The organism is Pseudomonas sp. QTF5 (genome assembly GCF_000512695.2).
Classification (GTDB): Bacteria; Pseudomonadota; Gammaproteobacteria; order Pseudomonadales; family Pseudomonadaceae; genus Aquipseudomonas.
The window spans coordinates 1-15,880 of sequence record NZ_AZRW02000036.1; the positions used below are offsets into that span (position 1 = coordinate 1).

At 58.8% G+C, this 15,880-nt stretch carries 14 protein-coding genes and 1 pseudogene; 6 read left to right on the top strand and 9 right to left on the bottom strand.

Features of this window, described 5'->3' with window-relative positions; all coding sequences use genetic code 11:
• Positions 1-267: 267 nt before the first annotated feature.
• Positions 268-561, bottom strand: coding sequence for a hypothetical protein (locus IC37_RS31035; RefSeq protein WP_030128534.1), 294 nt, complete (start codon positions 559-561; stop codon positions 268-270).
• On the opposite strand from IC37_RS31035, the gene IC37_RS31040 reads away from it, so the two are divergent.
• Positions 529-1,404 carry an RHS repeat-associated core domain-containing protein gene (locus IC37_RS31040; RefSeq protein WP_371916346.1) on the top strand — a complete coding sequence of 292 codons (876 nt, stop codon included), beginning with the start codon at positions 529-531 and terminating at the stop codon, positions 1,402-1,404. The two genes, IC37_RS31035 and IC37_RS31040, sit on opposite strands and share 33 nt — an antisense overlap.
• Before the next feature lie 136 nt (positions 1,405-1,540).
• Here the strand turns inward: IC37_RS31040 and fdhA are convergent, their stop codons facing one another.
• The 8 genes from fdhA to IC37_RS22585 form a co-directional block, all read right to left on the bottom strand.
• On the bottom strand, positions 1,541-2,740 hold the full coding sequence (gene fdhA, locus IC37_RS22540) for a formaldehyde dehydrogenase, glutathione-independent (RefSeq protein ID WP_030128535.1): 1,200 nt from the start codon (positions 2,738-2,740) through the stop codon (positions 1,541-1,543).
• A gap of 242 nt (positions 2,741-2,982) precedes the next feature.
• Positions 2,983-3,840, bottom strand: a complete 858-nt coding sequence (purU, locus tag IC37_RS22545) for a formyltetrahydrofolate deformylase (RefSeq protein ID WP_030128536.1) — start codon at positions 3,838-3,840, stop codon at positions 2,983-2,985.
• A 180-nt stretch (positions 3,841-4,020) separates the two neighbouring features.
• Positions 4,021-4,653 carry a sarcosine oxidase subunit gamma gene (locus tag IC37_RS22555; protein ID WP_030128537.1) on the bottom strand — a complete coding sequence of 211 codons (633 nt, stop codon included), beginning with the start codon at positions 4,651-4,653 and terminating at the stop codon, positions 4,021-4,023.
• A gap of 165 nt (positions 4,654-4,818) precedes the next feature.
• On the bottom strand, positions 4,819-7,836 hold the full coding sequence (locus IC37_RS22560; protein ID WP_030128538.1) for a sarcosine oxidase subunit alpha: 3,018 nt from the start codon (positions 7,834-7,836) through the stop codon (positions 4,819-4,821).
• Positions 7,833-8,162: a sarcosine oxidase subunit delta gene (locus IC37_RS22565; RefSeq protein ID WP_007907563.1), complete on the bottom strand. Its 330-nt coding sequence runs from the start codon at positions 8,160-8,162 to the stop codon at positions 7,833-7,835. The genes IC37_RS22560 and IC37_RS22565 overlap by 4 nt, the downstream gene beginning before the upstream one ends.
• Positions 8,163-8,176: 14 nt before the next feature.
• Positions 8,177-9,427, bottom strand: coding sequence for a sarcosine oxidase subunit beta (locus IC37_RS22570; RefSeq protein ID WP_007947735.1), 1,251 nt, complete (start codon positions 9,425-9,427; stop codon positions 8,177-8,179).
• Positions 9,428-9,450: 23 nt separating this feature from the next.
• Complete coding sequence (glyA, locus tag IC37_RS22575) at positions 9,451-10,704, bottom strand: serine hydroxymethyltransferase (protein ID WP_030128539.1); 1,254 nt, start codon at positions 10,702-10,704, stop codon at positions 9,451-9,453.
• A gap of 300 nt (positions 10,705-11,004) precedes the next feature.
• On the bottom strand, positions 11,005-11,721 hold the full coding sequence (locus tag IC37_RS22585) for a TraX family protein (protein WP_030128540.1): 717 nt from the start codon (positions 11,719-11,721) through the stop codon (positions 11,005-11,007).
• A 127-nt stretch (positions 11,722-11,848) separates the two neighbouring features.
• On the opposite strand from IC37_RS22585, the gene IC37_RS22590 reads away from it, so the two are divergent.
• The 5 genes and pseudogenes from IC37_RS22590 to IC37_RS22610 all read left to right on the top strand — a co-directional run bounded on the left by IC37_RS22590 (position 11,849) and on the right by IC37_RS22610 (position 15,816).
• On the top strand, positions 11,849-12,889 hold the full coding sequence (locus tag IC37_RS22590) for a low specificity L-threonine aldolase (RefSeq protein ID WP_030128541.1): 1,041 nt from the start codon (positions 11,849-11,851) through the stop codon (positions 12,887-12,889).
• A gap of 122 nt (positions 12,890-13,011) precedes the next feature.
• A complete protein-coding gene (locus IC37_RS22595; RefSeq protein WP_030128542.1) occupies positions 13,012-13,836 on the top strand; it encodes an NAD(P)-dependent oxidoreductase in 825 nt (274 codons plus the stop codon).
• 171 nt (positions 13,837-14,007) lie between these two features.
• Positions 14,008-14,202: pseudogene (gene tssD, locus IC37_RS22600) on the top strand (type VI secretion system tube protein TssD); the annotation flags it as partial.
• 7 nt (positions 14,203-14,209) lie between these two features.
• Entirely contained in the window at positions 14,210-15,433 is a 1,224-nt protein-coding gene (locus IC37_RS22605) for a hypothetical protein (protein ID WP_051414792.1), read from the top strand.
• On the top strand, positions 15,430-15,816 hold the full coding sequence (locus IC37_RS22610) for a hypothetical protein (protein ID WP_051414793.1): 387 nt from the start codon (positions 15,430-15,432) through the stop codon (positions 15,814-15,816). The genes IC37_RS22605 and IC37_RS22610 overlap by 4 nt, the downstream gene beginning before the upstream one ends.
• The last annotated feature ends 64 nt before the right edge of the window (positions 15,817-15,880 follow it).

The following is a 15,880-nucleotide window of genomic DNA, read 5'->3' on the forward strand; positions in this document are numbered from 1 at the left end:
CAGGACGAGAAAAGAGCGGCATAGCTGGACGGTTGACGCGACAACTACCTTGAAAAACGCCGATCCGGTGAAAGTCGAGGTGATCGTGGTCCCAGAAACGGGACCACAGAAGAAAACTTATTTATAGCACTCACATCAAAACTTGATATACCCGTGCCGATCGTCAAGGCTGATGGTTTCGGCTCAGCGGCACCCGCCCCTAGCAGTTCTGCCAGTACCCAACCCAGGTCAATTGCGCCACAGTTAAACCCTGAAACGTCCACCCTTTCAGGGAGCCCGCCCATGCAGCCCAACCGCGAAACCCTGCTTTGCCGCTACCACTACGATCCATTGGATCGACTGGCCGCGAGCACGCCCGCAACGCAAGGAAATTCCCAGCGCTTCTACCAGAAAGAACGACTGGCCACTGAAATTCAGGGTGTGGTGCAGCGTTCGATCATGCAGTACGAAGATCAATTGCTGGCGCAGCAACAGCGCCAGACCGGCACCGTGGAAGCCCGTCTGCTTGCCACTGAGCAGCAGCGTTCGGTGTTGAACCTGCTCGACGCGACTCAACCTCATGCCCTCGCCTACACGCCATATGGCCACCGCCCTCCGGAGAGCGGCTTGCTCAGTCTGCTCGGCTTCAACGGCGAACGGCCGGACCCGGTGACCGGACATTATTTGTTAGGGAATGGGTATCGGGCGTTTAATCCGGTGTTAATGCGGTTTAACAGTCCGGACAGTTGGAGTCCGTTTGGGGTGGGGGGGTTGAATGCGTATGCCTACTGCGAGGGGGATCCGATTAATCGACGCGACCCAACAGGTCACATTTCTTTCGGTGCGATAGCTAGAGTCATGCAGGCAGTATCGAGATTCAAGTCCCTGAGACTTTCCACAGGTGCAGCTTCGACGAACCTGCCAGCATCGAGTAGCACGCACAGCATACTTAGTAGGACACCTGCGATTTCCGGCCCAAGAGTAACCGTAAATCAAAATATGCCGTTCAGTTCTGTCGCCAGCCAACCAAGCCTTCCCCCGACGCAGGCACGCTCAAGCGTGACCACACCGCGACAAATCAACCGTACACATGACTCAGGCAGGATAGGGGCTGCGCAACGAACCAATCAAAGCCTTACGCCGGCTCAATCGCTCCCTTGGACTTTCTCAAAATCTGGTGCGCACTTTGCGAGACGCGGCCTATCTGATGCCGCACAAGGCAAATTTGATATCTTTCAGAATTCTATTAAAAACTCAGGCCAATCCCCTTTTGATGCTGCCATGCTAGCAGGAGATACAAACCTTAAAAAAATCAGAAGCGCTGGTCCAGACACATTTCAAATCCGTCTAAGCCAAAGTGAGCGCGCTATATTTACAATAGAGGAACGCAGAGTAGCAATGCAGCAAGTCGGAGGACATACATGATTGTTGGCGGTTTACGTCATCACTAGCAGCCGGCCGTTACGGTGCTGGGGTACCAGAACAAGCCGAAAGTTGAATGGGTAGATCAATATAAAAAACAGAGGGACGACTTTGTCGCCCCTCTTGCACTGTGACCAGCTTACGCCGCACTAAACAACTTATGCGGATCAATCACAAACTTCTTCGGCACACCCGCATCGAACTCGCCATAACCACGTGGCGCGTCATCCAGGCTGATCACCTCAACCCCGACGATGTCAGCAATCTTGATGCGGTCCCACATGATCGCCTGCATCAGTTGACGGTTGTACTTCATCACTGGCGTCTGGCCCGTGTGGAAGCTGTGGGATTTGGCCCAGCCCAGGCCGAAGCGGATGCTCAGGCTGCCCATTTTCGCAGCTGCGTCCACGGCACCCGGGTCCTCGGTCACATACAGGCCGGGGATGCCGATTTTGCCGGCCACACGAACCACGCCCATCAGGGAGTTGAGCACGGTCGCCGGGGCTTCGTGTTTCACGCCAGCATGGCCGTGGCCGCGGGCTTCGAAACCTACGGCGTCGACGGCGCAATCCACTTCCGGCTCGCCCAACAGCGCAGCGATTTGCTCGTGCAGCGGGGTGTCTGTCGACAGGTCGGCGATTTCGAAACCCTGAGCCTTGGCGTGAGCCAGGCGGATCGGGTTGACGTCGCCGATGATCACCACCGCAGCGCCCAGCAGGCGAGCAGAAGCGGCAGCGGCCAGACCGACCGGACCGGCACCGGCGATGTATACGGTGCTGCCCGGGCCAACGCCGGCAGTCACGGCGCCGTGGTAACCGGTCGGCAGAATGTCGGAGAGGCAGGTCAGGTCGCGGATTTTTTCCATCGCGCGATCGCGATCCGGGAGTTTCAGCAGGTTGAAGTCGGCGTACGGCACCATCGCGTATTCAGCCTGGCCACCGGTCCAGTCACCCATGTCGACATAACCATAGGCACCGCCCGGGCGCGCCGGGTTGACGCTCAGGCAGACACCGGTGTGCATTTCTTTGCAGGAACGGCAGCGCCCGCAAGCTACGTTGAATGGGACAGAGACCAGATCACCGATCTGCAGGTTCTCGACACCGCTGCCCTTCTCGATCACTTCACCGGTGATCTCGTGACCCAGCACCAGACCGGTCTGGGCGGTGGTACGACCACGCACCATGTGCTGATCGGAACCACAGATGTTGGTGGACACTACGCGCAGGATGACGCCGTGCTCGATCTTCCTGCCGCGCGGGTCCTGCATTTTGGGATAGTCGATTTTCTGTACTTCGACTTTGCCATTGCCGAGATACACGACACCACGATTACCAGACATGCTTTCACCTCGCTGTTGTTTTTATGTAGCGGTCGCGTCGCCATGGATCGGCGGCGCGTTGATTGCTCGGGTTATTGCCTGTGTGTCTTGTGTTGTTTGAGAGGACCTCTTCGCGAGCAAGCCCGCTCCCACATTGGATTTAGGGTGTGTCTGAGATCTGTGTCCCGACACAAATTCCTGTGGGAGCGGCGGTGCGACGATTCGACTTGCTCGCGAATGGGTCGCGAAGCGGCCCCAAAAATCTAAAGAACGACCGTTCTGTTCGCGTTCAAAAACACGCGTCGTTCAATGTGATAACCAACGGCCCGCGCCAACGTCAGCCCTTCGATATCCCGCCCTTTGGCGATCAAATCTTCGGGGTAATGACTGTGATCCACAGCCTCCACGCCCTGGGCGATGATCGGGCCTTCGTCCAGGTCGTTGTTGATGTAGTGCGCTGTGGCGCCGACCAGTTTCACGCCCTTGTTGTAGGCCTGGTGATACGGCTTGGCGCCTTTGAAACCCGGCAGCAGGGAGTGGTGGATATTGATCGCCTTGCCATCGAGTTTGCGGCACAGCTCTGGCGACAGGACTTGCATGTAACGGGCAAGAATCACCAGTTCGGCGCCGGACTCTTCGATCACCTGCCAGACCTGGCGCTCCTGCGCCGGCTTGTCGTTCGGGTCCAGCGGGAAATGGTAGTACGGAATCTGATGCCAGTCGGCCAATGGCTTGAGGTCCGGGTGGTTGGAGACCACGGCGACCACGTCCATCGACAACTGGCCGATGCGCTGGCGGTAGAGCAAGTCGTTGAGGCAGTGATCAGCCTTGGAAACCATGATCACCACTTTTGGCCGGTGGTGCGGCGGGGTCAGCTCGAAGACCATTCCGAAGGCGTCACCACGTTCCGCCAACCCTGCGCGGAAAGCTTGCTCGTCGAAGCCATCGGGCTGACGGAATTCCACGCGAATGAAGAAACGGCCCGAGAGCCGGTCATCGAAGGAATGGTGCTCGGTGACGTAGCAGCCCTGCTCGAACAGAAAGCGGGTCACCGCATCCACGGTGCCGAGGACGCTAGGGCAATCGGCGGTCAGAATCCATGTGTCTGGGGCGCGGCTCATAGTGCGGTGACTCCTGTTCGAAAATACCTACGCGACTGCGAAGACCTGTGGCGAGGGAGCTTGCTCCCGCTGGGTTGCGAAGCAACCCCAAAATCAGCAACCGCGTTCCCTCAGAAGGAACGCGGATTCAGGTTTCACGACTGCTTCGCAGCCGAACGGGAGCAAGCTCCCTCGCCACAATTACGCCTGGACGCTTAACCCGTACTCAGCCGACGCATCCTGCAACCACAACCACCAGTAATCCGAGAAGCTGCGGCGGATCAGCAGTTCCCAGGTGTCTTCGGCGGTATGGCGGATCACCAGTTGCGATTTGGCGAACACCGTACCGACAGCCTTGCCCACCGGAAAGTTGTTGGGGTGCACGTCATAGCTGGTGGATTTCATCAGCACCTGACGCACGTTCGGGCCGCTGAGTTCGAGGATCTGCTGGCCGCCGCTGACATTGACGATCTGGATGTGCAGGTCGCCCAGTGCTTCGCGCAGTTTTTTCTCGGCGGCGAATTCTTCGCCAGTCGGCACGATCAGCAGCCATTCATCCGGCCCCATCCATTGCAGGCTGGTTTCACCTTTGATCACCACGGTCAGCGCGGCTGGCAGTTCCAGGCCGAGGGCCTTGTGCACGCCGGCGGCGAATGCCGGGTCGTGGCCATCGCCACGGATCGTCAGGTGACCGAGGAGTTTTTTCTCACGCACGATCACGCCGGCGTTCTTGCGACCCTTGCCCACCAGGCTGGCGAGGTCGGCGTGATGCAGCGACGACTCGGCCTTGGCCCCGGTGGTTGGGCGTTGTTGGTAAACATTGGCTGCGGTCATAAAGCACCTGTCTTGAATTCTGTTGGTTCCGGCCCTTGTGGTGGCTGCTCTGTCGCCTTCGCGAGCAAGCCCGCTCCCACATTCGACCGCGTTCCCCTGTGGGAGCGGGCTTGCTCGCGAATCAGACGACTCGGTGCAACTGCCCGCCCACAGGACCCGAGGCCATTACACGTTCTGGCGATCGCCTTTCGGATCGAAGAACACCGAAGAAACGATTTCCGCCTCGATCACGCTGCCGTCGGCCAGCGGTGCGAACACCCGCTCACCCATGCGCTTCAGGCCGCCCTTGACCACACCCATGGCAAACGAATAGCCGAGGGAGTTGTGCAGGTAGCTGGAAGTCACGTGACCGACCATGGTCATCGGGATGGTTTGCTTGGTGTTGAACACCAGTTGCGCACCTTCCGGCAGCCATTTGGTCGGATCGATCGGCTTCAGACCGACCAGCTGTTTGCGCTGATCACGCACGCAGTCTTCGCGGTTCATGCCACGCCAGCCGATCCACGAGAACGGTTTGGTGCGACCGACACACCAGCCCATGTTCAGGTCGTCCGGGGTCATCGAGCTGTCAGTGTCCTGGCCAACGATGATGAAGCCCTTCTCGGCCCGCAGTACGTGCATGGTTTCAGTGCCATATGGCGTCAGGTTGTACTGCTTGCCGGCCTCGACGATTTTCTCGAGCACGCCCATGGCGTAGTCGGCCTGCACGTTGACTTCGTACGACAGCTCACCGGTAAACGAAATCCGGAACACCCGCGCCGGTACGCCGCCGACCAGAGCTTCTTTCCAGGTCATGAACGGGAAGGCTTCGTTGCTCAGGTCGATGTCGGTGACTTCGCTGAGCAGCTTGCGACTGTTCGGCCCAGACAGGGTCATGGTTGCCCAGTGATCCGTCACGGAAGTGAAGTACACCTTCAGGTCTGGCCATTCGGTCTGATGGTAGATTTCCAGCCATTGCAGCACGCGTGCAGCGCCGCCGGTGGTGGTGGTCATCACGAAATGGTTGTCAGCCAGGCATGCGGTCACGCCGTCGTCGAACACCATGCCGTCTTCTTTACACATCAGACCGTAGCGGGCCTTGCCCACGTCGAGCTTGGTCCAGGCGTTGGTGTAGATGCGGTTCAGGAACTCGCGCGTGTCCGGGCCCTGGATGTCGATCTTGCCCAGGGTCGAAGCGTCCAGCAGGCCGACGCTGTCGCGCACAGCTTTGCATTCACGCTTCACAGCGGCGTGCAGGTCTTCACCGTTTTTCGGGAAGTACCATGGACGTTTCCACTGACCGACGTCTTCGAACTCGGCGCCGTTCTTCACGTGCCAGTGATGCAACGCGGTGAAACGAACCGGCTCGAAGATGTGCCCACAGTGACGACCGGCTATAGCGCCGAAGGTCACCGGCGTGTAGTTCGGGCGGAACATGGTGGTACCCATCTGCGGGATGGTCACGTTCAGCGAACGGGCGGCAATGGCCAGACCGTTGACGTTACCAAGCTTGCCCTGATCGGTGCCGAAGCCCAGTGCGGTGTAGCGTTTGACGTGCTCGACCGACTCGAAGCCTTCGCGGGTCGCCAGTTCGATGGCGGCAGCGGTGACGTCGTTTTGCAGGTCGACGAATTGCTTCGGCGCCCGTGCGGTGGCTTTTTCGTGAGGCACCTGGAACAGCGCCAGCGTCGGCTCTTCCAGACGGCTCAGGGCTTTCGGCAAGGTCGCTTCAACCCCGCTGAAACCAGCTTCGCTGGCGGCGCGAGCGCCCCCTTCAAAACCGTCGGCCAGCGAATCGCCGAGACCATAGACGCCGTTGATGCCACCAACGCACACGCGTTTCTGCGGTGCTTCGCCCGGTACGAAACCGAGGATGTCTTCACGCCAGATCGGCTTGCCGCCCAAGTGCGACGCCAAGTGAACCACCGGGCTGTAACCGCCGGAACTGGCGACCAGGTCGCAATCGAGCCACTCGCCCGGGCTGGTCACGGTGTGCGCTTTTACGTCAATGGCTGCAACGCGAACGGCGGTGACGTGCTTGCTGCCACGGGCTTCGATCACGGCGCTGCCGGTCAGGATGCGAATGCCTTTGGCGCGGGCCTCTTCCACCAACGCACCGCGAGGGTTGCTGCGGGCATCGGCGATCGCCACCACTTGCAGACTGGCATCGAGCCAATCCAGCGCTACGCGGTAAGCGTGATCGTTGTTGGTCGACAGCACCAGTTTCTTACCGGGTGCCACGCCGTAACGACGCACGTAAGTCGACACAGCGCCGGCGAGCATGTTGCCCGGCACGTCGTTGTTGCCGTAAACCAGTGGACGTTCGCAAGCGCCTGTGGCCAGCACCACACGCTTGGCGCGAACCCGGTGGACGCGCTGACGCACCTGGCCAATCGGTGCGCGGTCGCCGAGGTGATCGGTGAGGCGCTCGTGAATGGTCAGGAAGTTATGGTCGTGGTAACCGTTGACCGTGGCGCGCGGCAACAGCAGCACGTCCGGGGTGTTTTTCAGCTCAGCGATAACGCTGGCGACCCATTCCACGGCTGGCTTGCCGTCAAGGCTTTCGCGGGAGTCGAGCAAGCTGCCGCCGAACTCTTCCTGCTCATCGGCCAGGATCACACGCGCACCGCTACGGGCAGCCGCCAGTGCAGCCGCCAGACCCGCAGGGCCAGCGCCGACGATCAGCACGTCGCAATGCTGGTTCATGTAGTCGTAAGTGTCCGGATCGTTCTCGGTCGGCGAACGGCCAAGGCCAGCGGCCTTACGAATGTACTTCTCGTAAGTCATCCAGAACGATTGCGGGTACATGAAAGTTTTGTAGTAGAAGCCCGGCGGCATCAGCTTGCCGCCGACCTTGCCGAGAATCCCCATCATGTCGTTGTTCACGCTCGGCCAACCGTTGGTGCTGGTGGCGACTAGGCCTTGATACAGCGCTTGTTGCGTGGCGCGCACGTTCGGGATCTGCGTGGCTTCGGTCGCACCGATCTGCAGCACAGCGTTCGGCTCTTCGGCACCGGCGGCGAAGATGCCGCGCGGGCGCGAGTACTTGAAGCTGCGGCCGATGATGTCGACACCGTTGGCCAGCAAGGCTGCGGCCAGCGAGTCACCTTCAAAGCCTTTGTAGACCTGGCCGTTGAAGGTGAAGCTCAACACTTTGTTGCGGTCGATCCGTCCACCGTTGGACAGGCGATTGATCTGGCTCATACCTTCTCTCCCAGAGCCGTGGCGGCCGCTTTCGGGCTATCGGTCTTGTCGGTGAACTGCGGCTTGGTGCCGATCTTGTAGGTTTCGAGAATCTCGTAGGTCACGGTGTCACGGGTGACGTTGAAATACTGACGGCAACCGGCGACGTGATCCCACAGTTCGTGGTGCAGACCGCGAGGGTTGTCGCGGAAGAACATGTAGTCGCCCCACTCCTCGTCGGTGCAGCTGTTCGGATCCAGTGGACGCGGGATGTGCGCCTGGCCGGATGCGTGGAATTCCTCTTCGGAGCGCAACTCGCCGCAGTGAGGACAGAAGATATGCAACATGGGGATTTCTCCTGTTAGTGGGCAACCGCAGCAGCGCCGTGTTCGTCGATCAACGCACCGTTGTGGAAACGGTCGATGGAGAAAGGTGCGGCCAATGGGTGCATTTCACCCTTGGCCAGGCTTGCGGCAAATACGTTGCCCGAGCCAGGTGTTGCCTTGAAGCCGCCGGTGCCCCAACCGCAGTTGAAGAACATGTTCGGTACCGGCGTTTTCGAAATGATCGGGCACGCATCCGGCGTGGTGTCGACGATGCCGCCCCACTGACGGTTCATGCGTACGCGCGACAGCACCGGGAACATCTCGACGATGGCCTGAATGGTGTGCTCGATCACCGGGTACGAACCACGCTGGCCGTAGCCGTTGTAGCCGTCGATACCGGCGCCGATCACCAGGTCGCCCTTGTCGGACTGGCTGATGTAACCGTGTACGGCGTTGGACATGATCACGCTGTCGATAATCGGCTTGATCGGCTCGGACACCAGCGCTTGCAGCGGGTGCGATTCGATCGGCAGGCGGAAACCGGCGAGTTTGGCCATGTGCCCGGAGTTACCGGCGGTGACCACACCGACGCGCTTGGCGCCGATGAAACCCTTGTTGGTTTCAACACCGATGCACACGCCGTTTTCCTTGCGGAAACCGATCACTTCGGTCTGTTGAATCAGGTCCACGCCCAAGGCATCGGCGGCACGGGCAAAGCCCCACGCCACGGCATCGTGACGGGCCACGCCGCCGCGACGCTGGACGGTTGCGCCCATCACCGGGTAGCGAGTGTTTTTCGAGCAGTCGAGGTACGGAATCTCGTCGGCAACCTGTTTGGCATCGAGCAGTTCGCCGTCCACGCCGTTGAGGCGATTGGCGCTGACCCGACGCTCGGAATCACGAATGTCTTGAAGCGTGTGGCACAAGTTGTAAACGCCACGCTGGGAGAACATCACGTTGTAGTTCAGGTCCTGAGACAGGCCTTCCCACAGCTTCATCGCGTGTTCGTACAGGTGCGCCGACTCGTCCCACAGGTAGTTGGAGCGAACGATGGTGGTGTTGCGCGCGGTGTTACCGCCGCCCAGCCAGCCTTTCTCGACCACGGCCACGTTAGTGATGCCGTGTTCCTTGGCCAGGTAGTAAGCGGTCGCCAGACCATGCCCGCCACCGCCGACGATGACCACGTCATAGACCTTTTTAGGAGTCGGCGTGCGCCACATCTTCTGCCAGTTTTCGTGATGGCTGAGGGAGTGTTTGAAGAGGCCGAAGCCCGAATAGCGTTGCATAGTCATTTACTCCAAAACCGCGCTCAGCGATAAACCGGGAAGTCCGCGCACAGGGCCGCCACTTGCTGCGCGACATTGGCCTCGACATCGGCGTCGCCGAGGTTGTCGAGGATGTCGCAGATCCAGCCGGCCAGCGTGACGCACTGGGTAACCTTGAAGCCGCGAGTGGTCACCGCCGGGGTGCCAATACGCAGGCCGGAAGTCACGAACGGCGACTGTGGATCATTCGGGACAGCGTTCTTGTTCACGGTGATGTGGGCGCGACCGAGTGCTGCGTCCGCCTCTTTACCGGTGAGGCCCTGACGGATCAGGCTGACCAGGAACAGGTGGTTATCGGTGCCGCCGGACACTACATCGTAGCCGCGTTTGATAAATACGCCGGCCATGGCCTGGGCGTTTTCGATCACTTGTTGCTGGTAAACCTTGAAGCCAGGCTCCAACGCTTCCTTGAAGCACACCGCCTTACCGGCGATCACGTGCATCAGCGGGCCGCCCTGGGCACCCGGGAACACTGCTGCGTTGAGCTTCTTCTCGATTTCTTCGTTGGACTTGCACAGGATCAGGCCGCCACGAGGACCGCGCAGGGTCTTGTGGGTGGTGGTGGTGACCACGTCGGCGTAAGGCAGCGGGTTCGGGTACAGGCCGGCAGCGACCAGACCGGCAACGTGGGCCATGTCGACGAACAGCAGCGCACCGACCTTGTCGGCGATCTGGCGGAAGCGCGGGAAGTCGAGGGTCTTGGAGTAGGCCGAGAAGCCGGCAACGATCATTTTTGGCTTGCATTCGACGGCCAGGCGCTCGACTTCGTCGTAATCGATCAGCCCGGTCTTGGTGTCGATGCCGTACTGCACGGCGTTGTACAGCTTGCCCGAGGACGACACTTTGGCGCCGTGGGTCAAGTGGCCACCATGGGCCAGGCTCATGCCGAGGATGGTGTCGCCGGCTTGCAGCAGGGCCAGGTACACGGCGCTGTTGGCCGAGGAACCGGAGTGCGGCTGGACGTTGGCGTAATCGGCGCCGAACAGTTGCTTGGCGCGCTCGATGGCCAGGGCTTCGACCTTGTCGACGTGCTCGCAGCCACCGTAGTAACGCTTGCCCGGATAACCTTCGGCATATTTGTTGGTCAGGCCGCTGCCTTGCGCTTCCATCACGCGCTTGCTGGTGTAGTTTTCCGACGCGATCAGCTCGATGTGATCTTCCTGACGTTGCTCCTCGGCATTCATCGCCGCCAGCAGTGCATCGTCGTAACCCTGGATCTGGTCTTGCTTGCTGAACATCGCGTCTCTCCCAGCGGCATCTATGCGCCATTCGTCTCGGTAAGGCACTCGCGTTACGGCAGTGCCCTTTGGATGCGATGGTATGACCGGCGCAGACAGGTCAAATGCCTATGGACGCCACGCAAAGGTGCGTTTACGACATGGGCCGAAAAGCCTGACGGAACACTGTCCTTGAAGTAGCCAGGATCCCCTGTGGGAGCGGCGGTGCGACGATTCGACTTGCTCGCGAATGCGGTGTGTCATCCACCACTGATGCTGACTGACCTGACGCATTCGCGAGCAAGCCCGCTCCCACAGGGGTTAGGCGATTGTCTGTCGCACTGCGAGCAACAACAGAAAATGCAGCGGATACAACGCATACGCCCAACGGCGCATCGGCGGCGGCTTGAGACGCCAGGCATGTCGCAACAAGGCCAGCCCCAGCAATGGCGCGATCAGACAAGTAGCTATGCCGAAAGTGGCGACACTGTTGCCGAACCGGGCGGAGGCATACAGCACTTGCCACTGATTGGCCGCCAGGCAGACCAGCCCCGGCAGCAGGCTGAAATACCAGGGACGCCTGATCACCAGCAACATCGCCAACGGCAACAGGACGCCGAAGAAACCGAACATCAATCGCTCAGGGAACAGTGCTGCCAGTAACAAGGCACCGGCCGCCAATAGTCGCGATTGAAGCATCTGGCTCTGCCAGCCAAGGGCGACCAACAGCCCCAAAACCAACGTGGGCAGCACGTTTAAGGTGTTGGGATCAGGAATGTACATCCGATAAGGAATTTCGCTCAGAGCGCTAAACAGCAACAACCAACCGAGGTAGCGCCACTGGCCGTCGGTCGTTACTGCACGGGCTCGCGACAGGTTCGCCGCCATCGCCAAACAGAACCACGGGAATGCCAATCTACCCGGTACATACAGAAAATCGATGAAGTAACCGACATATCGCAGGTGATCGAGCACCATGCAGAGCAGCGCCAGCCACTTGAGCAGATCCAGTGAACCGTCCCTCTGAGTCATGTGCATAATTGCCCAAGGCGTTTGTATTTTTCTGACAGACTCACCCCGTGTGCTCCCCGGACGATCTTCGGTAAAGTGCGCACCATCATTGACCAACGAAGCGCCACAAGCGCCTCGATCACGGAAGCAGGCCATGACCGACAAGAGCCAACAATTCGCCAGCGACAACTATTCCGGTATCTGCCCTGAAGCCTGGGCTGCCATGGAACAGGCCAACCACGGCCACCAGCGCGCTTACGGCGACGATGAGTGGACCGCACGCGCCTCGGATCAATTCCGCAAACTGTTCGAAACCGACTGCGAAGTGTTTTTCGCCTTCAACGGCACCGCGGCCAACTCATTGGCCCTATCGTCACTGTGCCAGAGTTACCACAGCGTGATCTGCTCGGAAACCGCCCACGTCGAAACCGACGAATGCGGCGCACCGGAATTCTTCTCCAACGGTTCCAAGCTGCTCATCGCCCGTACTGAAAACGGCAAGCTGACCCCGGAATCGATCCGCGAAATCGCCCTCAAGCGCCAGGACATCCACTACCCCAAACCTCGCGTCGTGACCCTGACCCAGGCCACCGAAGTCGGCAGCGTGTACACCCCGGAAGAAATCCGCGCCATCAGCGTCACCTGTAAAGAACTGGGCCTGAACCTGCACATGGACGGCGCACGCTTCTCCAACGCTTGCGCATTTCTTGGCTGCTCGCCAGCGGACCTGACCTGGAAGGCCGGCGTTGACGTGTTGTGCTTCGGCGGCACGAAAAACGGCATGGCGGTGGGCGAAGCGATTCTGTTCTTCAACCACAAACTGGCTGAAGACTTCGACTACCGCTGCAAGCAGGCCGGGCAACTGGCCTCGAAAATGCGCTTCCTCTCGGCTCCCTGGGTCGGGATTCTGGAAAACGACGCCTGGCTCAAATACGCCCGCCACGCCAACAGCTGCGCGCAATTGCTGGCTGAACTGGTCAGCGATATTCCTGGCGTGGAATTGATGTTCCCGGTGCAAGCCAACGGCGTGTTCCTGCAACTCTCGGAACCGGCGATTGCTGCTCTGACGGCCAAGGGCTGGCGCTTCTACACCTTCATCGGCAACGGCGGCGCACGGTTCATGTGCTCGTGGGACACCGAAGAAGAACGCGTGCGGGAATTGGCGGCGGATATTCGCGAAGTCATGGCAGCCTGACGCCCCCACCAAGCTGATTGTTCCCACGCTCTGCGTGGGAACAATCAGTTTCGGGGAGTTGGTCTACATTGACTGACGAGCCGTTTCGATCCGCTCAGATAATAACAATCAGGAGCGTACGCATGTCATTACAAGGCAAAACCCTGTTCATCACCGGCGCCAGCCGTGGCATTGGGCGTGAGATTGCGCTACGGGCAGCAAAGGATGGGGCCAACATCGTGATTGCCGCCAAAAGCGCTGCCCCTCACCCCAAACTGCCTGGCACGATTTTCAGCGTGGCGGCGGAAGTCGAAGCTGCGGGCGGCAAGGCGCTGGCCTTGCAGGTGGATGTGCGTGATGAAATTGCCGTGCGTCAGGCCATGGACGACGCCTCTGAGCATTTCGGCGGCATTGATGCACTGATCAACAATGCCGGGGCGATCAAGCTGACCGGCGTGCAACACATCGAACTCAAGCGCTTCGACCTGATGCATCAGATCAACACCCGTGCCGTGCTGCTGTGCAGCCAGGCAGCCCTGCCCTATCTGAAGAAGTCCGGCGGACACATCCTCAACCTGTCCCCGCCGCTGAACCTGGCCACCAAGTGGTTCGCCCAGTACAGCCCTTACACAGTGACCAAGTACGGGATGAGCATGCTCACCCTGGGTATGAGCGAGGAATTCGCCTCCTACAACATCAGCGTCAATTCCCTGTGGCCGCAGACCATGATCGCCACTGCCGCCATCGAGTTTCAGCTGGGGTCACGCGAGTCGTTCAAGCATGCGCGTTCGCCGGCGATTATGGCGGATGCTGCTTACGCGATTCTGAGCAGCAGTGATCGCAACATTACCGGGCGCTTACTGATAGATGAAGAGGTCTTGAGAGAACACGGGGTAACGGAATTTGAGCACTATCGGTTCGCTCCTGATTCAACCGAGACGCTGATGCCGGATCTGTTTATCGACTGACGCTGTCCCCCGCGAAAACGCCGATCCTGTCCTACGGGTGGGATCGGCGCAGATGTTCTCAAATTGTTTCAATCGCTGCTTTTCAGAAACGGACTACTCCAGGGACTACATAAACCCGGGAAGTCCTCGCCCTAGACTGCCGAATCCTATTTCAAACAAGGAAGGGCAGCGATGGCGAATCCCGGCTACATGACGATCACTGGCAAGACTCAAGGCCTGATTTCAGCGGGGTGCTCGACCCCAGAGTCGGTTGGCAACAAGTATCAGGCGGCGCACACCGATGAAATCATGGTGCTCGCCTACAGCCACAACCTAACCAACGATGGCAACCTCGGCAAGCCCACCCACTTTCCGGAACCAGTCACGACTCTTGATGTTGAAGAAGCACGGCGCGATCCCCGAATCGGTCAAACGGACGCCGCTGTCGATGCTCACGCAAGTGGCGCCACAACCCGACCCGGAGCGCCTGTTGCGGGCCGTGCATGCGCAGAATCTCAAAGCCCTGAACACGAGTGTCAAAAACACCACTCACGCCCCTCGTCCAGCGTCCCGCGTTCCCGGTTTTTTCCCTCAGGAACGCTGGCCGGTGGAGGTTCCAGCACCAGAGGAGCCGGGGTTTTACATCGTTCCCAAAAGCATTTCAGCCGAGAAACTAGAGGCCCAACTGTTCCCGTCTCCCAACCCCAGCGTCCTCACCAAATTCAGAACTTTGAATCCGAACCTGGATCTGGTTAAAGCCGGATCGATGATTGTCCTGAGTGCCCCGAACAATCAGCAATGTACTTATGAAGAATCGCTGCTGATGCAAACCGCTCAAATCGTCAGCGCGGTGCTGGAGCCATTGACGGTGGAGGAAGCGGATTTTATGGCGCAGCACTATGGCGTTATTCAGACCGCGCTCTCGGATGAATCGAAAGTGATTGGCGTCACCACAGCCATAGCGGCCAATCATCTGGATGGCGTAAAAACCATTCTGAAAGACATTGAGAACCTGCATACCAATACCCTCGAGGCAAATGGCAGCCTGAATTCAAAGAAATTCAAAAAACAGCGTGCCCGCCTGCTCAAAAATCTGGACGGCCAACTCACCAAGTTAACCAAAAAAACCATCGGCCTCCCTGATTATCCAAACCTTAAAACCGCCCTTGGCATTGATCACCCTCACCTTGTGCACCGCTGGAGAAAAGCCGGCGGCATCGGCCAGATTCCCGGTTATGCCACTCATATTCAGGCCGTTACCAAAGCATCGCAATACGTCAAATATGGCGGTTGGATTGGCACAGCTGTGGGAGGTAGCGCATCAGCCATGAAGGTTGAGGATGTTTGCAGAAATGGAAGTACCGAGGCGTGTCAAAAAGTGAAGTTCACTGAGACCGGAAGCTTTCTGGGCGGAGTGGGTGGGGGAGCTTTAACCGGTGCAATCTTGACTGCGCCAATGGTGGCGACAATTTGCGTGGGAATAGGCGTGCCGACAGGGGGGCTTGGCACCGTGATTTGCGGTGCAATAGTGGCGGGAACTGGATCTTACGCAGGAGGCATTATTGGCGAAAAGGGTGGTGAAGAATTCGCAGAGATAATTTATGAGGTTGTTAAATGACCCTTCGCACGTCAGAAATTATATTTTTATTGGTTGGTATTGTAGATTTCGCAGGTGTCTTCATCCTGCTTGGAGTTATGTTATACGTCGCCAAAACAAAAACCGAAACAATATTAAACCACCTGAGAAACAGTTCAATTTCCAGCCGAATTATAATGCTGTGGCACGGAGGACCATGGGGGCGAATCTACATGATGAGCGAAGTTTTCGGCATCATGAGAAATCCCGAATATTACATTAAAGCCGGAACGCTCAGCGCAGAAGACATGAAAACATTCCCGCGCAAACTCAGACAAAACTTAATCACCCTACATAAACTCTCCCTTATATTCTGGGCTGTAATGATGTGCCTGGGTTTAGTCGCTTGGTTAGACCTTGTTTAATACCGCGACTGATGAGTCATGGCGGATGGATATATCGGCGAAAAAAGTGGCGAGCACGCCGCAG